19 protein-coding genes are annotated in these 22,027 nt (G+C 43.3%); 10 read left to right on the forward strand and 9 right to left on the reverse strand.

Annotated elements, in window-relative coordinates; genetic code table 11:
* Positions 1-40: 40 nt before the first annotated feature.
* The 4 genes from CW749_RS14625 to CW749_RS14640 all read right to left on the reverse strand — a co-directional run bounded on the left by CW749_RS14625 (position 41) and on the right by CW749_RS14640 (position 4,543).
* Complete coding sequence (locus CW749_RS14625) at positions 41-1,585, reverse strand: glutamate synthase-related protein (protein WP_101113004.1); 1,545 nt, start codon at positions 1,583-1,585, stop codon at positions 41-43.
* A 295-nt stretch (positions 1,586-1,880) separates the two neighbouring features.
* Complete coding sequence (locus CW749_RS14630; protein WP_101113005.1) at positions 1,881-2,759, reverse strand: LysR family transcriptional regulator; 879 nt, start codon at positions 2,757-2,759, stop codon at positions 1,881-1,883.
* Between the two features lie 83 nt (positions 2,760-2,842).
* Positions 2,843-3,781 (reverse strand): zinc-dependent metalloprotease family protein, encoded by a 939-nt coding sequence (locus CW749_RS14635; protein WP_101113006.1) that lies wholly within the window; start codon positions 3,779-3,781, stop codon positions 2,843-2,845.
* 81 nt (positions 3,782-3,862) lie between these two features.
* Positions 3,863-4,543: a hypothetical protein gene (locus tag CW749_RS14640; protein ID WP_101113007.1), complete on the reverse strand. Its 681-nt coding sequence runs from the start codon at positions 4,541-4,543 to the stop codon at positions 3,863-3,865.
* Between the two features lie 364 nt (positions 4,544-4,907).
* Between CW749_RS14640 and CW749_RS14645 the strand changes: the two genes are divergently transcribed.
* Together CW749_RS14645 and CW749_RS14650 are read left to right on the forward strand one after the other, a co-directional pair.
* On the forward strand, positions 4,908-5,696 hold the full coding sequence (locus CW749_RS14645) for a hypothetical protein (protein ID WP_101113008.1): 789 nt from the start codon (positions 4,908-4,910) through the stop codon (positions 5,694-5,696).
* Between the two features lie 82 nt (positions 5,697-5,778).
* The gene (locus tag CW749_RS14650) at positions 5,779-6,252 is read left to right on the forward strand and encodes a peroxiredoxin (protein WP_101113009.1); all 474 of its coding nucleotides are present in this window, start codon (positions 5,779-5,781) and stop codon (positions 6,250-6,252) included.
* 51 nt (positions 6,253-6,303) lie between these two features.
* Here CW749_RS14650 and CW749_RS14655 read toward each other — a convergent pair whose 3' ends face one another.
* On the reverse strand, positions 6,304-6,750 hold the full coding sequence (locus CW749_RS14655; protein WP_201797011.1) for a GNAT family N-acetyltransferase: 447 nt from the start codon (positions 6,748-6,750) through the stop codon (positions 6,304-6,306).
* 23 nt (positions 6,751-6,773) lie between these two features.
* The gene (locus CW749_RS14660; RefSeq protein ID WP_101113011.1) at positions 6,774-7,979 is read right to left on the reverse strand and encodes an ROK family protein; all 1,206 of its coding nucleotides are present in this window, start codon (positions 7,977-7,979) and stop codon (positions 6,774-6,776) included.
* 374 nt (positions 7,980-8,353) lie between these two features.
* Between CW749_RS14660 and CW749_RS14665 the strand changes: the two genes are divergently transcribed.
* The 8 genes from CW749_RS14665 to CW749_RS14700 all read left to right on the forward strand — a co-directional run bounded on the left by CW749_RS14665 (position 8,354) and on the right by CW749_RS14700 (position 16,443).
* Positions 8,354-9,625, forward strand: a complete 1,272-nt coding sequence (locus tag CW749_RS14665; RefSeq protein WP_101113012.1) for an ABC transporter substrate-binding protein — start codon at positions 8,354-8,356, stop codon at positions 9,623-9,625.
* A gap of 109 nt (positions 9,626-9,734) precedes the next feature.
* On the forward strand, positions 9,735-10,874 hold the full coding sequence (locus CW749_RS14670) for a Gfo/Idh/MocA family oxidoreductase (protein WP_101113013.1): 1,140 nt from the start codon (positions 9,735-9,737) through the stop codon (positions 10,872-10,874).
* Positions 10,871-11,758, forward strand: a complete 888-nt coding sequence (locus CW749_RS14675) for a sugar phosphate isomerase/epimerase (RefSeq protein ID WP_101113014.1) — start codon at positions 10,871-10,873, stop codon at positions 11,756-11,758. The genes CW749_RS14670 and CW749_RS14675 overlap by 4 nt, the downstream gene beginning before the upstream one ends.
* Positions 11,755-12,702 (forward strand): ROK family protein, encoded by a 948-nt coding sequence (locus CW749_RS14680; protein WP_101113015.1) that lies wholly within the window; start codon positions 11,755-11,757, stop codon positions 12,700-12,702. Before CW749_RS14675 ends, CW749_RS14680 begins: the two co-directional genes overlap by 4 nt.
* 116 nt (positions 12,703-12,818) lie before the next feature.
* Positions 12,819-13,970, forward strand: coding sequence for a sn-glycerol-3-phosphate ABC transporter ATP-binding protein UgpC (ugpC, locus tag CW749_RS14685; protein ID WP_101113016.1), 1,152 nt, complete (start codon positions 12,819-12,821; stop codon positions 13,968-13,970).
* Between the two features lie 11 nt (positions 13,971-13,981).
* Positions 13,982-14,902 (forward strand): sugar ABC transporter permease, encoded by a 921-nt coding sequence (locus CW749_RS14690; RefSeq protein ID WP_101113017.1) that lies wholly within the window; start codon positions 13,982-13,984, stop codon positions 14,900-14,902.
* Positions 14,899-15,735, forward strand: coding sequence for a carbohydrate ABC transporter permease (locus CW749_RS14695; RefSeq protein WP_101113018.1), 837 nt, complete (start codon positions 14,899-14,901; stop codon positions 15,733-15,735). The genes CW749_RS14690 and CW749_RS14695 overlap by 4 nt, the downstream gene beginning before the upstream one ends.
* 3 nt (positions 15,736-15,738) lie before the next feature.
* Positions 15,739-16,443 (forward strand): 6-phosphogluconolactonase, encoded by a 705-nt coding sequence (locus CW749_RS14700; RefSeq protein WP_101113019.1) that lies wholly within the window; start codon positions 15,739-15,741, stop codon positions 16,441-16,443.
* Between the two features lie 43 nt (positions 16,444-16,486).
* Here CW749_RS14700 and CW749_RS14705 read toward each other — a convergent pair whose 3' ends face one another.
* The 3 genes from CW749_RS14705 to CW749_RS14715 are packed head-to-tail and all read right to left on the reverse strand — an operon-like array spanning position 16,487 to position 22,019.
* Positions 16,487-18,577 carry a type I secretion system permease/ATPase gene (locus tag CW749_RS14705; RefSeq protein ID WP_101113020.1) on the reverse strand — a complete coding sequence of 697 codons (2,091 nt, stop codon included), beginning with the start codon at positions 18,575-18,577 and terminating at the stop codon, positions 16,487-16,489.
* Positions 18,578-18,579: 2 nt separating this feature from the next.
* Entirely contained in the window at positions 18,580-19,923 is a 1,344-nt protein-coding gene (locus CW749_RS14710; protein WP_180958414.1) for an HlyD family type I secretion periplasmic adaptor subunit, read from the reverse strand.
* Positions 19,920-22,019, reverse strand: a complete 2,100-nt coding sequence (locus CW749_RS14715) for a type I secretion system permease/ATPase (protein WP_101113022.1) — start codon at positions 22,017-22,019, stop codon at positions 19,920-19,922. Before CW749_RS14715 ends, CW749_RS14710 begins: the two co-directional genes overlap by 4 nt.
* Between the last annotated feature and the right edge of the window lie 8 nt (positions 22,020-22,027).

Here is a 22,027-nt window from a genome sequence, read left to right on the forward strand (position 1 = left end):
ACCTATTTGTTCAAAACCTTGATTCACTCAAAGCCCCTATTCACTCAAAACCAGAGTATCGAACCCCCGAAAGCTGTGCCATTTCTTTATGCCATGTGGCCAAGTCTTCTTTATTGAACTTCGAAAACGAATCATGACCACAAGCGCGCGCCATTACCTGCATAAGCTCCGTAGAGGCTTCAAAGAAATTCTTCAACTGGTTCGATGCTTTAGCTACATTCAAACGCTGACGCAAATCGGCTTTTTGAGTGGCAATACCGGCCGGACAATTGTTGGTGTTACACATACGTGCAGCGACACACCCGATAGATTGCATTGCACTGTTCGATATCGCGACACCATCGGCGCCAAGCGCCATCGCTTTTACAAAATCCATAGGGACTCTTAGCCCACCCGTTACGATCAATGTCACCCTGCCGCTCGCACCTACTTCATCCAAGTAACGTCTTGCACGTGCTAGGGCGGGAATAGTCGGAACGCTGATATGATCTCGGAACATTTCTGGTGCCGCGCCTGTGCCGCCCCCTCGCCCGTCTAAAATGATGTAATCAGCGCTGGCGTCCAAAGCAAACTGAATATCTTTTTCGATGTGGTTTGCACTGAGCTTGAACCCAATGGGAATACCGCCGCTCACTTCCCTTACGCGATCAGCAAATTGCTTAAAGTCGGCAGCGGTGCTCAAGTCTTTAAACGTAGGGGGGGAAATTGCAGATTCGCCTTCCGGAATCCCCCGTACTTGTGATATTTTCCCGATATTTTTCGTCCCCGGTAAATGTCCACCAGTGCCCGTTTTAGCCCCTTGCCCACCTTTGAAGTGAAAAGCCTGTACTCGATGGAGTAACTCTTCTTTGTAGCCAAAGCCTGCACTCGCTAGCTCGTAAAAATAGCGTGAATTTGCCGCTTGCTCTTCTGGTAACATGCCTCCTTCACCGGAACAAATCCCTGTACCAGCGAGCTCTGCGCCAGTGGCGAGTGACACCTTCGCTTCTTCCGATAACGCACCAAAACTCATGTCAGACACAAACAACGGGATTTTGAGTGTCAGTGGTTTTTTCGCTTCTGGACCTATCACCAATTCTGTATTCACAGCCACGTCTTCTAACAAAGGTTTTGTTGCCATCTGAGCGACCATCACTTGAAGATCATCCCAGTGAGGCAACTGGTATCGCGGCACCCCCATTGACGTCATGGGTCCATGATGGCCAAGCTTAGACAAGCCTTCTCGAGCCAGTTGATGAATAAACTCTACGGTGGGTTCTTCTTTTGTCGCTGTGGCGGCGGGTGCCGAAGCACTACCTGCCTGCTGAATTTGTACGCCCGGTCCTTCTTTGCCTACTTGTTCAGTGCTGAACTGTTTATGGCTACCATCGCAAAAAGGGGTATTTGCCGAATGTTTACATTGGCATAGGTAAGATTCTCCATCAGTTTCTGCGGTAAATTTTTTCGGTTTGAAATCCGTTCCTGCATGGGAACCATCACAAAACGGCTGACTTTTGGAGCGTCCACACGCGCAGAAGTAGTAGTCGTCTCCTTTTTTAAGATCGACTTTAACGGGCTTGTTATCAGCCACTACAGGTTTGCTCATCAGGTATTCCTTATTGTTTCCAGTGTGTTCATTGGCATCACCTCCTAGCAAAAAGTACTGGGGCTGCCTTATTTTTTTATTGGCGCAACGCCTTTTTAAGCATAGGTTGATGAGCAAGAAATGAACATTTCAAGGTATGAGATTGACCGTTCTAAAAATTAGAATGTTTGAAGAAAATGCCAAAGTGCTCACTTCAGGAATTGAGATTCCAAGAGTTTGCACGTCTGACGGTTTGGAGAATGGGTTAGAGGAGGTAGCTAAGAGCTAAGCTTTCGTTTGGTAGCTAAGCTTTCGTTTAGTAGCAATGCATTCGAAGTTCTTGTACAAAAGCTTTTGCTGCAAGACCAAGCCTGTCTTCGTCATCAAGAATCAAATACATTTGAGCCGTTCTTTTGTTGTTAAAGGCGAGTGGTAATGCTTTCAGCTTTCCGTGTTCTATTTCAGAGGCAATGGCGTGTTCTGGCAACCAAGCAAAGCCAAAGCCTTCCGTAATCATTTGAATTGACGTTTTCACATTGTCGACTGTCCACCGTTGGTCAGACGATTGCCAACCATCGTCTTTCTTGTCTTTTGTCGCAGAATCGTGAACCACAATTTGCCTGTGACCTTTTAAATCTTCAAGCGAGAGCTCTCTATCCAGTTGATGAAGGGGGTGAGATGGATTGGCCACTGCCATAAACTCGACTCTGCACAATTCTTCATTAAACCGATCGTGCAAAGCAAAACCAGAAATTGCGAGGTCTACTTGAGCTTGCTCTATCACTTCGCTTGATCCCCAAAGGGTAGTTTCACTGAGTTCTATTCTTAACAGAGGAAAAACCTGAGATACCTTCTCGAGCGCTTGATAAATCAAAATGGGAGGGAATGTTTGGTCGACAGCGATCTTAAGTTGTGTTTCTGCTCCCTCACTCAGCATTTCACTTAATGCCTCGACCTTGACGGCTTCATCAAGCAAATTACTGGTTCTTCTAAGTACCAACTCCCCTGCTCGGGTTAACTGTGCTTTACGACCGACTATCTTAAATAGTTTGAGGTTAAGGGACGTTTCCAGCTTTTGAATTGCATGGTGAATACTCGAAGGGCTTTTGTGTATCGCTTCTGCCGCTTGATTGAATCCACCATATTCAGCCACCGCGCGAAACATTCGCCACTGTTCTAACGTTGTTTTTAGCATCCATGCTCTCCAAAAAAATAAAGAGTGCAGGTGATCCCACACTCTTTATTTTTAAGCGATGACTAAAGCCAATGCAAATTCTGCTATTGAGCGATATCTATTTCTTTAACCTGTGGCTGGGGTTTATTCATGACTTTTGCGATAAGCGGAGCAGTGTATCGAATGGTTTTCACTGCGTTTGCCATGCCTTTTAATCCGCATGGTTGCTCATTACATTGGATATCCGGGTTTGAGAATGTGTAGGTACGTTTGCTTACTCCGAATTTATGTCCATAAGCCATGGTCGTCGCAAACTGACCGTTTACACCATAGCCATAGGCACCTGAATAAGATTTTCCATTGGTATGTGGCAGCTTGCCTGAGTACTGCTCGCGTGCATGATACAGCCCCATATTGTGCCCTAGCTCATGAACGAAAGTGTCGTCTTTACACTCGTTGGTATAAACGTGGCTATAAAGCTTTCGTTTAATGTATTTTGGGGAATTATCGTGGTAGTACTTGGTGAGCAAGTGCGCCCGACCACACTGCCTAGATATAGAGTTGTACGTTTTATCGCCTTTGGTGATTTTTTCTTTGGTGTAATCAGGCGAATTTTTGATGTCTAAAGTACGAAACAGCGTCACCATATCTGCGCCCAACTCTGCCCGTTTCCCTTCGACACCTTTGAACGCTTTGTTTGTATAGCCTTTGGTATCTGGCGTAATGTTGTTCAGCGCCACCTCTTGTGAGATTTTCTGCACTTCTTCGTCGTATTTTACTTCCATAGTACCGACGAGGTTGATGCTAACATCCGTCTTGCTCATTTGATGGATCATATTGGCAACGTTCACTTTGTGTTGAATCGCGCTAATAGGATCATCACTGTAATGCGCTTTTAGCCCAGGAGTGTAAACACCAAGCAAGTCAATTTCGGTTACCATCGCTTCAATAACCTCTGTTGGCTGTTTTTGCTCTGCCTGAGCGTATACGACAGGTGTGAAGAATCCTGCGGTCAAGACTGCCGCAATGCCTACTTTATTCATGTTCGTCCTTTTATATAACGAGTATTGAGGTGATTTGTATACCCAAATGACCTAAAGGTACTGGGTATATAGTTTGAAATATTATTGAGGAGAAGGTTCTTCGAAGTACTCTTGCGGTACTTCATACAACCACGCAGTATTATTTAACCCTGTAACTTTATATTCAACATCAGGGTGAGCGATAAAACCAAATACATTTTTCTCACCAAAAGTAAATACAGCCGGGTAATTGTAACCGTTAGAATTAAAAATTCCCGACCAAGTTTTTGTATTATTTACTTGCTTTTTATCTTGAGTAATTGAAATTAAAACTTCTTCACCATTGGGAAGCAATAAACGTACGCTATCTCCAGACGATAAACTTGAAAACTCGCCAATATTACGAAATTCGATGGCGGATAGATTTTCATCACCTACGCTAAGCGGTTTAATTTTGTCTATTGGTAATGTATCCGTCACTTCAAACCAAGGCTCTTCAAGTTCCAAATGAACATCCTCGTCCAAATCGGGATGAAGGCTATTTGTCTCTGCGCCTATAGGAGAGCTGGCTGCGTTGTTATTTGATAATTGCTTAACGGCGCCACTCTCGGTTTCCCTCTCTGCATGACGCCCAGTGTCGTTTTGGTGTGATGAATGAGAACCCGTATTATTTTCAGTTCCTTGTTTTACTTTCTGGTTTTGTTGTGAGGGGTTTTTATCATCGAGAAATACCACAGCAGCAACACCCAAAATCAAAACGAAGTACAGTATAATTTTACTCATAGCAATCACCCTTATTTAGATGAGTGCATTATTAATTTAGTCTGCAAATTTATAAAAATAAAAACGTTATTAGTGAATACACTATGGCTGAAAGTCACACTTTTAAAAAACTTATTTGTTTATCGTACAGCGAACACAGTCTCGCTCTTAAATATAAGACAAAAACTAACGAGTTTCAGAAGATTTATTAATAAAGATTATCGTGAATTTTCGTTAACTGCCCTTTTGAAAATCACTATATTCGTTGTATTACTTTTACTTTATGTCTCGATTATTGATCCCATTACACACGCTTACAGAACTCCTTTGCTGAATTTGTATAATTCTTCGCTATAAATGGACTTTCACAAAGTGTAATACCTCAATGGTCATATTACTTCGATTGCTACGCGGTTACCTCCAACACTTAACAACACAGACCAAGCGGTGGCATCTACCCGCGCTGTTCATTCTATGTGCGTCAACCAGCCATTTAACGCTGGCGGAATCAATAGAAGTGAAGAACGAGGGCATCACTCTGGCATTAGAATTTTCTGAACAAGCCAAGCACTACGATAAAGATCGATACGTTCAAGCCGCCGAAGAATGGTTGCAATACGTGAAGTCAGTTGGGGACTCACCTCACCATACGCTTACCCTTCACATAAAGATAACCGACAGCATTCAACCCGATGGTGAAGCCATTATCGACGAATACGCCGATATAAATGGTGCGGCGTTTCCTGTAACGGCAACAATGTGGATTCATTCACGAACCCATGCTGACTCATTTGATCCAACTGACTATCAAACCACTTTGCGACATGAGCTTGCGCACGTATTTGGTATTGGCATTCTCACCGTCCCCTACACTGAAGCGCATACATTGATGCAAGGGCCTGCCTATTGCTTAAAAGAAAGCCAAGCCGTACGTTGGTATAACCACCTATACGACAACAACTACCCCTGCTTGCCTTTGTCTTTATCGGGCGATCATTTTTATGATCACTATCTAATCGAAGACCCTATCCGCTATGACCTTCATGGTAATGCTATTCCCCCTCTTACACCCGAGGTGGCGGCCAATGGTGAAAAAATCGGCATTATTACCATCGCTTTACTTGAGGATTTAGGCTACGGAGTGGAATACCCTGAAGTCTCTTTTTTGGAATAGCCCCATAGGTTTAGTGTTTTTCCACCGCTTAAATAGGCGTACACTCGTTTCACACCAGCCTATAACAAGAAGGATTTAAGCAATGATTGAACAAGGACAAACACTCCCAGAAGGTTCACTGAGCGAACTAACAGCAGATGGCATGGCAACCCATGAGGTTACCGAGCTGTTTGCTGGGAAGAAAGCCGTGTTGTTTGCCGTACCTGGAGCTTTTACGCCGACGTGTTCAGAAGCACACTTACCTGGCTATGTCGTACTTGCTGATCAGTTCAAAGAAAAAGGGGTAGATTTCATTGCCTGTGTATCGGTTAACGATGCATTTGTAATGCAAGCTTGGGGAGAGGCGCAAAACGCTAACGAAATCCTAATGTTGGCAGATGGCGATGCAAGCTTTACCAAAGCACTTGGATTGGTAAAAGAGACGGGATCATTTGGTGGCATTCGTTCTGAGCGCTATGCGATGATCGTTGAAAACGGCGTAGTGACCACACTGAACGTAGAACCGCCTAAAACGTTTGAAGGCAGTAAAGCAGAGGCGATTCTGGCGCTGCTTTAATCGTTGAGATTAGAGCCGCTAAAGGCAGGCTTGGTCTGCCTTTTCTTGGGTTCATTCCACCCACTTTTTCATATCAAAAAACAAATCATCTTCAGAAATCACGTCAAAACCCAGCTTTCGATACAACTCTAACGCTGGCACATTATTTTTAAAGCAGCTAAGAGTAACGGGCAGCGCTTTGTCTTTCGCTTCTTGCTCAATCCTGTTCATCGCTTTTTGCGCAAGCCCACGCCCTTGTGACTGTTTGAATACAACGAGTAAATGAACATGCACACTTTCGGATGTGGATTTGTGAATAATTAAGCCTGCTCTACTCCCCTCAGACTCTAACCAATAGAACCATTCTGGTTTTAGCCTATTGGTGAATCCATTGCATTGATAATCTTCGTCCCAGCCCAATGCTTCATCAATGGTAGGCTTCATGTATTCTTTAAAAATAGGGTAGGCAGTCGCATAGTCGTCCTCAGAGAGAGGCGTTAAATTTAAATTACTATTCAATGTTGTCTTAATATCCGTTCTGGCTATACGTCCAAATTCACTGCTTTAAACGTAGGTGGAAGTTGATGGGAACATTCAAACAAATCGTGCATATCAGGATGACATAAGCCAAACAAAGGAAGCGATGCTGCACCTATAGAAACGGTGTGAAGGCTGTCTTTAGCAAGCGTAATTCGCTGACGAGTCCGCTCGTGGCGCTCACAAATAGAAGGAAAAAGCGGCAGTGTTGCATCCACCAGCCTTTCCATAACACGTTCGGATAGCTGACTTCCCAACACTATGCTTTCTGGCTCAAACAAGTTTTCAAGGATGTTAATGGCAAATCTTAAGCGTTGACCGGATTCATCAATCCAACGTTGCACTACTTCATCATGCTCCCAGTGCTCATCAATAAATGCAGGAAGCTGAAGATCTGAACCAGAATAATTCAGCATGGTTTTTAGTGCTTGCAGCGACAAGTGAGTTTCAATGTAATCTGTCGAACCTGAATTGTGCCAATGAATTCGACCAATTTCTCCGGCATTACTCCATGCCCCTTTATAAGGCTGGTTGTTGGTAATAATACCTGCACCCAAACCATTACCAATATAGAGGTAGATAAAGTTGTCCAGCCTGTCTCCACGGCAACTAAAACTGTGGCTGATAGCGGCAGAGGTTGCATCGTTTTCCAAATAAACCGGATAAGCCAGCTTTTCACTCAATTTGTGCGTTAAATCCAGCTTGCCCCACGCTTGCCAAGCATTGGCAACTGGGTGGTGTTCCGTGTCATCTTTAAGCAGGGTCGCTACGGCCACCCCCACTCCTATGAGCAACTGGCGAGAATTCGGCACTATATCGAGCAACCTGTTTACCACCCTATCAAGTTGGCTTATCACGTAATCAGGCTCTAGGCTTGTTAGCTCAGCTTGGTAATCTGCCAGCAAATTTAGATTGAGGTCCACCAAACTTGCATTCACAAACCCCTGTTCAATCTGTAATCCAATAGACAAACACGAAGCAGGGTTCACTTCTAGCAACGTTTGGGGCTGCCCTCGCTTACCTTGCACCTTTCCTACTTCTAGGACATAGCCTGTTTGAATAAGCTCTCGAACCAAGTTGGTGATAGTTTGGTTCCTCAGCCCAGACTGCTGCGCCACGCTCACACGGCTAACCCGAGGGTGCTGTCGAATAATTTCGAATACCACACTCAGATTTGAACGCTTGGTATGTTCGTGGTTCTTACCTTTCACCTTGACTTCCTTGTTGTACTCTTACTTTCGAAAGTTTATCTGTGCCTAAAATCAGCGATTCCTTAGGTTACCTCTGATCGGAGGAGAAACAAGTTAACAAAATCCCACAATTGGAAAGCCGTTCGGTTTAATGATGAAAATATCCCCAAGTAGCGCCAATCATCCTTTTACCCTAACTCATTGAATTCACAAAACCTACGAAATAAATTCAAATTTAGATCACAATTAACTGATCAAAAAATATACAACAATGACCTTTCTATCATTTAATTCCATTCAATGGATTTATTTACTCAACTCGAAAATGTGCGATTCCGACGTATCCGCAAATTCAGGTTGACTCGGGTCGAAAGACCCTAACACATGGAGGTGATATGAATAAGTTCTTACCACTTTTAGCGCTGAGTATATTGGCGGGTAGTTATACGCTTAATGCTCAAGCTGAAGAAGTCACAGTGTTTTGCAGCTCATCTGGCGTGGAGTTACAGCTCTGCAAAGATGGAACGAACGCATGGGCAAAAGAAACCGGCAACGAGGTGACTGTTGTTACCTTGCCAGCAAGTTGGGATGACGTATTGCCTCTTTATCAACAACTGCTGACGGCTAAATCTAAAGATATAGATGTACTTATCTTGGATACCATTTGGCCTGGGGCGTTGAAGTCTCATCTTCTCGATATGAATGAGTACGCCAAACCAGAGAGTATTTCTCAACATTTCAAAGCTGCGGTAGAAGGAACAACAGTTAACGGTAGAGTCCTTTCTCTTCCTTGGTACATGGACACTGGCATGTTGTTCTACCGGAAAGACTTGCTAGAAAAATACGGCTATAACCCACCCCAAACCTATCAAGAACTCACAAAAATTGCGCAAGACGTTCAAGCGAAAGAGCGAAAATCAGGAAATCCAGATTTTTGGGGATACGCCTGGCAAGGTCGGTCATATGAGGGCTTAACGTGCAATGCGATTGAGTGGTTTGGCTCGACCGATGGCGGCACAATTATTGATGAAAATGGCGACATTACCGTCAATACTTCTGCCAATCGCGAAATTCTACAAACAGCGTCAAATTGGATAAATACAATCAGCCCACTGGGCACGCTAAACTACGACGAAGAGTCGTCTCGTGGTGTTTTCCAAAATGGGAACGCCCTTTTTCACCGTAACTGGTCGTATGTATGGAGCCTTGCCAATTCGGAAGATTCCGTCATCAAAGACAAAGTGGGTGTGGTTGCACTGCCGAAAGGCGCCCCTGATGGCATCCACGCTGGCTGTTACGGCACCGCACTGCTTGGAGTATCCAAGTATTCTCGCTCTCCTGAAACCGCAGTGAGCTTAGTGAACTACCTGACGGGTATGAGCGAGCAAAAACGCCGCGCCATTGAAGCCAGTTACAGCCCCACTCTACCTGCCCTGTACAACGATTCTAATGTTTTAAACGCAAATCCGTTTTTATCCGACATGCAGACATCGTTCGCCAATGTGGTTGCCCGCCCTTCACAGGTAACTGGCGATCAGTACAGCCGAGTGAGTAACACCATTTGGAAACAAGTTCATAAAGCGCTGTCCGGAGAGGTCAGTGCCGATAAAGCGCTTGAACAAATGGAGTCGGAGCTGAAAAGGCTGAAAAAACGCGGTAAATGGTAAACCATGCCGTGCTTTGGCAGGCAGTAAAGCGAATTGGGTTGCTGCCTGCCATACTTTTACTGGATTCAGATGATTTCGTATCGAACATAGATAAGGACGACAAGCTGTTATGTTGAACTCACCGATTAGACTTGGGCTGATTGGGCTAGGAGAAGCTGCGCAAAGCCTTCATTTGCCTACTTTGTTTCACCATCCCGACAAATTTTGCGTCACCGCAGTATTCGATATCAGCCCAACCTTGGTCAACGAAGTTTGCCAACACTACCACGTGAAAAGCGGCTATCACACCGTTGAGGAAATCGTAAAAGATGACGCTGTTGATGCGGTCATAATCATGTCGCCTGATCCACTTCACTTCGAACATACCAAACTCGCCATCGCCCACAACAAACCCGTCCTATTGGAAAAACCCAGCTGTTTGTTACCACGCCATGTTGAAGAGCTCATCAAACTGGAAAAACGGCATCAGGTTTCTGTCACCGTTGGTTACATGCGTGTCTATGCTAAAGCCTTTTCATTGGCTCAAGATAAACTGGATGATCTGGGAGATATAAAAAGCGTGCGCGTTAGGGATTTACAACGTGAAGGTGACCACTTCCTTCCGCAAGTCTCTGATTTGTACTACCCAGACGATCACGATAAACGACAAATCGAACACGCTAAAGAAGCCGAACAAAAGCAAAGAGAGGAGTTACTCGGCAGTCGAGCGCACTCCAACTTATTGTGGAAAACTTATCGCGTGCTAACGGGCGCAGCCATTCACAATTTGGCCGCGCTGCGGCATCTAATTGACTCGCCTAAAAGAGTGGTGAGTGCGTTTGCTAATTCCAACGGCGAACACATTTCCATAACGATGGATTACGGATCCTTTTTTGCCACTTATGAAATTTTAATCGATAACATTCCTCGCGTGGATGCCAGTATCGAACTGACCTCAGATACCAAGAGGCTCAAAATCAATTACCCAACGCCTTACATTCGAAACTTGCCCACCACTCTTGAGTTTCAAAGTGGAGAGGGGCACCACCCAAGTGAAACCCATGGTCCATTTTACCAAGATCAATTTAACCTTGAGCTTCTGTATTGGCACCAAACCCTTACCCAAAACGCGCCGGTTTTAACAGGTCTTAAAGCGTCTCAGAAAGATCTCAATTTAGTCATGCAAGCCATCGACTCCATCGCAATCAATCTTGGAATCGACGACATCCCTAGCGATACAACAACTAATATGGTGGGAGAACACAAATGACTAGCCTGATAACGCTCGCCACCTGCCCTTGCTCTTGGGGAGTTTGGTACCCAAAAGATCACCAACAACCGAGTTGGCAAAAATTCTTGGATGAAGCCAATTTTTGTGGATACCGCACCATTGAGCTTGGCCCCTACGGTTACCTTCCGACGAATATTCGGGAGCTCAAGTACGAACTGGAAGCCCACAACTTGAACGTTTGCGGCGCTGCACATATGTCGGATCTGATTGTCCCTAACGCTTTAAACAACATTCGATTGGACATCAATAATATATGCTCAACCTTAGAAGCATTAAACGCCCGCTATTTTGTGTTTATGGATGGCGATAGCCTTTATAAACACCCAAGTGATCGCAACCTCAACCTTACGGATTGGAAGCACATCATTAAGGTGATTTCTGAATCAGCAAAAATTGTTAAGGAAGAGTATGGATTGGATTATGTGTTTCACCCGCATGTTTCAACCTGTATTGAAAACGAACATCAAATTATCCGGCTGCTGAACGATACCCACCCCGATTACGTGAATCTCTGTTTCGACACAGGGCATCATCTTTACACGGGTGGAGTACCAGAAGATTTCATTAAGGAATTCGGTTCGCGAATTCGCTACTACCACTTGAAAGACATGAATTCGGCTATTCGAGAGAAAGTGAAGCAGAAAAATCTCAGTGATGACGACGCTTTTGAACTTGGGGTTATGGTGCCGCTGGGGGAAGGCAACGTTAACTTCGATGCAGTTAAAGCAGAACTGGACAGGCAAAACTTTCGTGGTTACGCGGTGATCGAACAAGACATCTACCCAGATATTCACAATATGGCACTCACGCATGCCAAAAGTAACCTCGCTTACATCAAACAACTTGGAATGGGGGTGTCATGACCCCCAACGCTCTGAATACATCCAACGTCCAACCCGCCAATGCCTTTGTGGGTATCGACATTGGTGGCACAAAAATGGCGTCGGCATTGGTCGATATCAACACAGGTGACATCCTGTGCGAAACTCAGATTGCCACACAAAAACAACGCCCAAAAAAAGACATCATTACTGATATTCACAAACTGCTGTCTTACCACCTTGAGTTTGCGAACATCAAAGATATTCCGGTAAAAGGGTGCGGCATTGCCTTTCCAGAATTGGTGAACAATTCAGGAGAAATCGTCAGTGATTGGAATTTCGATCTCCGTTCACTAAGCCACTCTGATTTTCCTCTTAACAATGTGTTGTTTGAGAGTGACGTGCGAGTAGCTGGCCTAGCTGAAGCGAAATTGGGAGCGGGTAAACCATACCAATCGTTCGTCTATGTGTCTCTGGGGACAGGGCTGGCTTACACCTTATTTAATAATGGGGTGCCTTGGCGAGGGAAAAACGGCTACGCCATTCATTTTGCGAGTAGTGCCCTCACTGGGTGTACAGCGGATATGAAGCCGCTGAATTATCTGCCTGAAGCGCTGGTATCTGGCGCGGGGTTACTAGATTGCTGGAACATGAGCCACCCCGCGCAGCGCTATCACGATTTACCGGAACTGTTATTGCAAGCTGAAATGGGCGCATCGAAAGAGCGCCAATACATTAAACTCGCTGGAGAGGTTTTGGGTAGTTTACTGGCACAAATGGTCAATATGTTAGACCCAGAAGCCATCATTTTTGGTGGTGGCTTAGGCTGTGCTCATGGCTTATACCATCACTGTATTGAAGCTACTCTGCGTGACCGAATATGGGCGGAAGAATGCAAAACTATTCCTGTCCATAAAGCGTATTTTGCAAACAAAGCAGGGACGATTGGCGCGGCGCTTGCCGCATCTAAAATAGCGAAAGGTTAGGTATTTAAGTTCGCAGAAATAGGTGTGCTTTTAAGCTGCGAACAAGGAAAGCTTAAACAAACACGATCTCAATAATATCTGGATATGTAGACTCTGGGAAAAAAGGAAGACAACCCATGGAAGTTTTGTCTTTACATCAGGTAAACAAAACATACAGCAAGACCCCCGTTTTGCGAGACATCAACCTATCGATTCATCAGGGCGAATTCATTGTGTTCGTTGGTCAATCGGGTTGTGGAAAATCGACCCTTCTGCGCCTTATCGCGGGGCTTGATCTTCAAACATCTGGTGATGTACGAATAGACGGTACAAACGTCAATGACGTTGCGCCCGGGCAGCGTGGGTTAGCCATGGTGTTTCAGTCCTATGCGTTGTACCCACACATGAACGTTTGGGACAACATGGCGTTTGCCTTAAAAACAGCTCGGCTTCCCAAACAAGACATTTCAGAACGTGTCACAAAAGCCGCCGATATCCTCAAACTGGGGTCGCTACTCGATAGAAAACCCGCTCAACTATCAGGCGGACAAAGACAGCGTGTCGCCATTGGCAGAGCGATAGTTCGTGAGCCTAAAATCTTCTTGTTTGATGAACCCCTAAGTAACCTAGACGCCGAACTTCGCGTAGACATGCGGGTCGAAATCGCCACACTTCATAAAAAACTCAACGCCACCACCATTTACGTCACACACGATCAAGTCGAAGCCATGACGTTAGCCGACAAGATCGTTGTGCTCAATAACGGTGTCATTGAACAATTTGGATCGCCGCTTGAGTTATACAACCACCCTATAAATCGATTTGTGGCGGGGTTTATAGGTTCACCAAAAATGAACTTTATTGAAGGAGAGATGAAGGCTGACGGCTTTCATTTCCATGGTTACCACCTTGATATGGTGGATTCCAAAATAATGGATAGAAAAATAACGCTTGGCATTCGCCCGAAAGACCTCTCTCTAACAAGCAACCCAAAGAGAGCCGATCTAAAAGCCAAAATTACTCACACCGAAATATTGGGTGATGAAAGTTACGTGTATTGCAACGTAGGGACACGCATCAAACTTGTCGTGACACTGGATGGGCAGCAGCATCTTGAAGCTAACCAAGAGGTGTTTCTGGTTTTTAACTGGGATCATGTGCATTGCTTCGATACCCGTGGCATCAATATCGATTGCCAAAATATCGATTGCCAAAATATCGATTGCCAAAATAGCGTTCGCCCAAAAGGCGATAGCGAATCCACTCAGCCGCGAAATACGGATGAATAGGTTGAGCCCGTATGAATAAAGAAAGTAAACCATCAGTCGGGTTCCGGCTCAACCAACAAAAAGTCTACGAAGCGTGGCTGTATATTCTCCCTATGGCGCTAGTGCTAGCAGTGGTCGCCCTTTATCCATTACTCAAGAATTTTTACTTCTCGTTTACGGATGCTTCGTTAATGGAGCCCGAACTTGCGAGTTGGATAGGGTTAGAAAATTACACTTACTTGCTCACTGATTCATCTTGGTGGAATTCGGTTTGGAACACGCTTTATTTTGCGGTGGTGTCTGTGGCACTAGAAACCGTCATTGGGCTTGGTATCGCTCTAATTTTGAATGCGAACTTGCCTACCAAAGGCATTATGCGTGCGGTCGTATTGGTACCTTGGGCTATCCCTACCATCGTCTCTGCCAGAATGTGGGAATGGATGTTTCACGATCAATATGGTGTGATCAATCAAATTGGCATGTCGATTGGCATACTGAGTGAAAAGATCGCATGGACAGCAGATCCACAATGGTCGATGGCTGCGATTATCTTCGTCGATGTTTGGAAAACCACCCCCTTTATGACGCTGTTGATCTTAGCTGGTTTGCAAATGCTCCCAAAAGACATCTACGAGGTGGCGAAAGTGGATAATGTCCCTGCTTGGCGCGTCTTTTGGCACATTACCTTACCCCTGATCAAGCCAGCCATTTTGGTGGCGGTAGTATTCCGATTGTTGGATGCGCTGCGTATGTTCGATTTGGCGTACGTGTTAACAGGAAGCAGTGAGTCAACGATCACTATGTCGATATTTGCGCGTAAGCAGTTGGTTGATTTTCAAGATATGGGGTACGGGGCAGCGGCTTCAACTCTGTTGTTCTTCATTGTTGCCTTAGTGACGATCGGGTATTTGTACTTATCCCGCAATAGCTTAATGTCTAAGGAGTCAAGATGAAGAACTACACCAGAAATCGCCTCAGCAGAGGGCTGTTCTACATTTTGGTCGCCATTATTGCGGTGTATACCCTATTTCCATTCTATTGGTCTATCGTATCCTCGTTTAAGCAAGGGGCTGATTTATTCAAAGTCGAGTTTTTCCCAAGCATCCAGTGGGACAACTACATCAGCGTCCTCAGCAATGGTACGTTTTTACGCAATATTCTTAACTCGGTTATTGTCGCGACCGCCGTTGTCGCTGTGTCGCTATTTCTTTCTGTCACAGCGTCTTACGCTCTGGGACGAGTTAAGTTTAAAGGGAGAACCACGATTTTGATGGCGATATTGAGTGTGTCTATGTTTCCTCAAGTCGTGATTCTGTCTGGGCTGCTGGGCATGATAAACCTGCTTGAACTGTACAACACACTCTGGGCGTTGATCCTTGCCTATATGATCTTCACCCTGCCCTTTACCGTTTGGGTCATCACCACTTTTATGAAGGAGCTGCCCCAAGAATTAGAAGACGCCGCAAGAATGGATGGCTGCTCTACCTTTCGAATAATTACCCACGTGTTCTTCCCAATACTGGGGCCGGCTTTGGTTAGCACAGGTTTGCTGGCATTCATTGCGGCATGGAACGAATTCTTGTTCGCCCTAACTTTTGTCCTCAATGATGAAATGCGCACGGTTCCTGTAGCCATCGCACTCATTTCTGGCGCTAGCCGTTACGAATTACCATTTGGTGCCATTATGGCCGCTTCCGTCATTGTGACTGTTCCACTCGTTGTATTGGTTTTAGTGTTCCAACGAAAAATTGTATCTGGGCTGACAGCTGGTGCGATTAAAGGATAATTTATGAACGTCACTCAATTGAAAAACCACCAAGAAGTGTCGGCTTACCTTGCCCGTATGCTCACTAGCCAAATTCAAGTCACACCAGATTCAAGGATCATACTCGCTTCTGGTGGCACACCGTCTTTAGCCTATGAAATTACTGGAGAACAGCTACTAGGAGTCGATACCTCACGCGTCACCATCATCAAGCTGGACGAATGGGTTGGGCTACCCGAAACCAGCGGCAGCAGTTGCGAGTATCAACTGACCCATGAAGTGATAAAACCGTGGGGGATAGAACCACACCACTATATTTCTTTTAATGGCTCCGCGAGTGATATTTTAAGTGAAGCGCTGCGCGTTAAAAGTCGGCTAGCCGCATGCCAACCTGCACACCTTTGCGTTTTGGGGATAGGGCTTAACGGACATATTGGATTCTTAGAGCCTTCCCCTTCTTTGCCGCATCGCTCAAGCGTTGTACCACTGCATGCTATGTCGAAAAACCACCCTATGGTCAAAAATCAGTACGAGGTATCGCTCGGTATCACCATTGGAATTGGCGACATTATGGAGTGTGAAAAAGTCGTCTTAGTAGCAACGGGGGAACACAAGCAACAAATTCTCGCTCGATTGCTGGAGAGTGACATTTCCACGTCACTGCCTGCTAGCCTATTGAAATTGCATCCCAACGTTGAATTGATAGTAGATGATAGCGCGATGTTTTAAGGCGACGGGTTGCGTTAATGCCGACTGACTAAGTACTAAAAGACTAAGCGTGTTGCAGATCATGTAACTGCGCATACTTACCATTCTGTTTTAGCAAGTTCTCATGACTTCCAGTTTCAATGATGCTTCCCTTATCCATAACTATAATGGTGTCACAATGGCATATCGTATTAAGTCGATGCGCAATACTGATAACCGTCCGTCCTTTTGTAATTTCAGGTAGTTTTGAAATTATTGCCGCTTCCGAATCATAATCTAACGCGCTAGTCGCCTCGTCTAGTATTAATACCTTAGGGTCTGTAATTAATGCGCGAGCGAGAGCAACTCTTTGCCTTTGCCCACCTGATAATAATCCACCACTCTCTCCGACATTGGTGTCATAGCCTTCTGATAAATCGATTATAAAATCGTGTGCTCCCGATAGTTTTGATGCATTGAGGACCTCTTCATCAGTCGCTTCAGGCGAGCATATCTTAATATTGTCCAGAATGGATCCGGAAAACAAGCAGCTATCCTGAAGAACTACACTCATATACCTACGAATCCCTACGGAATCTGTAAGCTGAATATCAGCATCATCTATAAAAACTTGACCAGAAACAGGTGAATACAAGCCTTGAAGCAATTTGGTTAGTGTGCTTTTCCCTGATCCCGATCCACCAGTGATGCCAATAAAAGCACCAGAACTGATATGTAAATTAATGCCTTTTAACACCTCCTGAGACTCTCCAGGATAATGAAATTTAACATCTCTAAACTCGACACTACCTTGTAATGCATCAGAGCTAGCTAAGCCCTCTGAATACTTTTCTTCTGGTTCATTTAGAATTTCACCGACTCGGTTTACTGCGATCAAAGAATGTTGAAATTCCTGCCATATTTGTGCAAGCCTCAATACTGGTTGGGTAACTTGTGATGAGAGCATATTAAACGCGACCAATTCGCCCGTCGTAATTTGCCCAGAAAGTACCAAATTAACACCCCACCACAAAATTAGCGCCGAACTAACTTTCTGAATAAGGGTAACTCCTTGCTCAGAAATTACTGATACTATACGTGCTTTCATACTCGCCTTGAGCTGACTTGCGAGATTTTTCTTCCAACTTTTAAAAAAGGCATCTTCGATAGCTGACGTCTTTATAGTTTCGATTCCACTAATAGACTCTGTTAGAAAAGCTGTATTGTTAGCGCTTTCTTTATATTCATCACTCACTTTACTTCTTAAATTTCCTCCTACTATCAGCCAAAAAATAAAATAAAAGACCAAAGTTAGGAGTAATAAAGCTGTTAAAACTGGAGTTAGCAAAAAAAGGAAAAGTAAAAATACTGAAACAAAAGTTATATCCAAAATCAGTGTTAGAGCCGAACCAGATACAAATTGTCGAACTTGGTCTAACTCTCGGATTCGAGCAGTCACTTCTCCAGAAGGGCGAGTATCAAAAAAAGAAATAGGTAAAGAAATAAGGTGCCCATAAAATCTTGAGCTTATCTCCGAACTAAATTTATTAGACAAATGAGAATACAATACATTTTTAATATATCCAAATATTGGTTCGAAAAGTGCTAAAAATAACAGTGCTATGCCTAAAACATGTAAGCTAGACAAACTTCTATTGACTAAAACGCTATCTATTATTTTTGCGAATACGAATGGGGTAACTATAGCAATAACCTGAACAATTACTGATATTAGTATAATAGTTCGAGCTTGAGATAAATGTTTTACTAACGATGGCATGAACCAACGAAAACCATGTTCTGGTTGTTCAGAGCTAGAGCCTGTGTCCTGCAATAAAATTACTTTACCACTCCAAGAATGTGCAATTTCAGTTAGAGAAACAGAAATTACTTCCTTAGTACGAGGCATATACAACTGAACAAATTTATTATCACTATCTACAAGAGTATAATAGATGCCTTTTATCTCCAACAACGCGGGTTTTGGTAAGTCTACCAGTTGCTCTAACCTAACATCTTGAAGTTTAGACTTTAAACCTAACCACTTGGCACAACGACATAGCGCTAGATCATCCAAATGGCTAATTTGCTCTCCTAGTTTATGTTTAACAAAGTCGACATTAGCTTTTTTTTCTAGAATTTTAGCGGCATAAACTAGCGATATCAAACTATCCATTATTATCGCTCCCTCAGAGCTTCGTCTTGATATCTTTGTAGTGGGCTAAGAATGTACTCTATGATTTTTCTTTCTCCCGTTCTGATTTCTGCCTTTATGCTCATCCCAGCAGTAAGTGAGACATATTTATTTTCTACCTTAATACTATCCTGATATAATTTAACCCGAGCCAAGAAGACGTTCCCAATATTTGGATCCTCGATAGAGTCCCTAGATACATACATTACTTCCCCTTTGATTGTTCCATATTTGGTAAATGGAAAACTATCTAACTTGACTTCCACACTTTGACCGGAGTTAATAAAACCTATATCTTTGTTCAATACCTTAATTTCACCCTCTAAATTCGCCTTTCTGGGCACTATCACCATCAAGGATTGAGCAGGGGTGACAACGCCACCAAGGGTATTAACACTAAGTTGCTGAATAACTCCGTTGACTGGAGAAATAATAGTCTGGAGCCTTAACTTCTCCTCTGCTTTTATCAGGTCCTGGTTTATCTGAGAAATAGTCTTTACAACTCTATTTATTTTTTCGTGACACTCTCTTTGCATTCCTACTGAAATACTGTCACTTTGCTCATTGAGGCTCAGTAACCTAGCATTTAGTACTTTGGTTTCTGAGTTTATGCTGGATATTGTTCTATTAACTTCAAGTAGTTCCTTCTCTTGTGTCAGGAAATCCACTTCACTTATTGCTTTATATGACTTGAGTTTCTTGTTCGCATTCAAACGAGAAATGATGTTCTGTTGAAGACGTTTAAGTGAGGTGAGATCTTCCTTGTTTGCTTCTATCTGCGCGAATAAAACTTGCTTTTCTGCTTTAATCGCTTCCAGATCATTCACGTATTCATTATGTTCGCTTATTAAATAAGACAGAGCAGATTGTTTCTGGTTTGTCGTTGCATTTCTAGGAGGAATGAAAGAAGATACAGGATCGGGTTTTAAAAGTGCCTCTAACCTTGATTTTTCTAACATGTAATGGGAAAGTTGTTCTGTTAACCTAGCCCTTTCTGCTGTTGCGCCTATGGGGTTAAGCTCAATAAGCACATCACCTTTCTCGACAAATTGACCATCTCTCACGTGAATAGATTTTATTTCACCATGTTCTACCGCCTGTACAATTTTACTTTTGCTAGATACGATCAATTTTCCTTCAGAGCTCGCGTGTATTTCCAACTTACCAAATACTGACCACATCAAAATACCCAGAAGGAACGAAGAAATAGCAATAGCTGTTCCTCTTGCCCAGGGAGAAGGCGGCTTTTCAGTTATTTCAAGATATGCTGGTAAAAATTCATAGTCTTTTAATTTATTACTTCGCCTAATTTTTTTAAATAAACTCATATAGACTCTTCTAGCTGGAAATCTTTTTGAAGATTCCACAGGCGTGAATAGCATCCGTTTAGATCAATTAGCTCATCATGGTTACCCATTTCAGCGATCTCTCCCTTTTCTAGCACTAGAATTTTGTTACAGTGTTTTATTGTTGATAAACGATGTGCAACCGTAATGGTAGTTCTTCCCTGAGTAATAACCTTCATATTTTCTTGAATCACTCTCTGAGATTCATCATCAAGTGCACTTGTCGCCTCATCAAAAATTAAAATTGATGGTTGAGAAATAAGTGCTCGAGCAATAGCAATTCTTTGTCTCTGCCCCCCCGACAAAGAGCCCCCTCCTTCAGAAAGTACAGTATCATAACCATTTGATAGCCCTGTAATAAAATCGTGTGCACCTGCCAACTTGGCTGCTTTAACAATATATTCAAGTGAAACGAAAGGGCATCGAATGGCAATATTTTCTCGGACTGTTTTACTAAACATATAGTTTTCTTGTAAAACAACCCCTATATTTTTTCTTAAGAAATCTGTAGAAATCTCGCTTGAAGACACACCATCAAATAAAATATTTCCAGACTCTGGAATATACAGTTTTTGAATAAGTTTCGTAATTGTACTTTTCCCTGACCCTGACGACCCGACAATTCCTACCGATTCACCAGCCGAAACTGAAAAATTAATCCCTTTCAATACTGGTGATAATTGGGGCTGATATCTAAACCACACATCTTCAAAGACGATTTTTCCTCTTATCTTTTTGGTACGTTCATTTTCATTTTGACTGCTTTCTGCTGGGAGGCTTAGTACGTCACCCAAGTTATGTACTGCAACGCGTGTTTGTATAAATTGTTGCCACAGCTCAACCAACTTTGCAACGGGCTGAGTTACGTGCCCCACCATCATATTGAAAGCAATCATTTGTCCTATAGTCATTTCTAACGCCATGACCAAGCTGGACCCGACCCATATTACAATGACAGTCGAAAGCTTTTGTAAAAGTAAGACGCATTGACTGGTTAGAGTTTGTAGCTTTTGAAGGGAGTGTGATGATTGCGCGATATCTCGTGATTGGTAATCCCATTTATTCTTAAAATTTGGCTCTAGTACAAGACTTTTCAGTGTATTAACGCCTTTAACTGTCTCTGTTAAAAAAGCAGTGTTTTGGGCGCTGTAAGAAAACTGACGCTCAATCTTGCTTTTAATCGGCTTTGACGACAACCAAGCAATAATAAAATAAAATGGGAATGTGGCTAATACAAGATACGTTAACGTAGGTGAAAGGTAGAACATTACCGCGATAAAAACAAAGGTAAAAGTAATGTCTATAAAAAGGGTTAACGCTGCACTCGTTAATAGATTACGTATTGTGTCTAATTCTCGAACACGTGTTACTATCGCTCCCGTTTGCCTAGTTTTGAAATAGAGTAACGGGAGCTTCATTAGATGCTCATATAGCTTCGTGCCTAAATGAATATCAATTCTTGTACAAGTATGAGCTAATATATATTCACGCAACCCCTTTAGTATAACTTCAAACACCCCAACTATAAGCAAGGTAAACACAAGCACATCCAATGTTGATAAAGCGCTATGAATTAGTACCTTATCCATAATGACCTGAAAAAATAGGGGCAATATTAATGCTAATAGTTGGAGAAATAACGAGAAAACAACAATTTCACCCAGGAGTTTTTTATGCTTTACAAATTCTGGAATAAACCAAGAGACATCAAAGTTAAGCGATCCACTGACCACTTTAATCACTTTTCCATTCCAACGAGATGAAAGCTCTTCCCTAGAAATGACTTGTGGGTTTTCTGAATCAAACTCTTGAATAAGAGCTTGTTCTTCATTTAAGTTAGCAAGAACAGAGAATGTGCCATCCTTATTAAGGAAAGCTAGGGGAAGTAAGTCGCTAGATAATTTATTTTCTCTACAACGAGAAACTTTAACCTTCACCTTATGTACTTTAGAAAAACGCTTTACCAATTGATGAACTGATTCTTTTTCTTCCTTAAAAAAATCAGATTCGACTTCATTTCCTGATAGTTGAAACAGCACATGAATACAAGACCATGTGCTAGCGTATAACTTGCCCAATGCTGTAC

Source organism: Vibrio sp. vnigr-6D03, from assembly GCF_002835515.1.
GTDB classification, from domain to species: Bacteria; Pseudomonadota; Gammaproteobacteria; order Enterobacterales; family Vibrionaceae; genus Vibrio; species Vibrio penaeicida.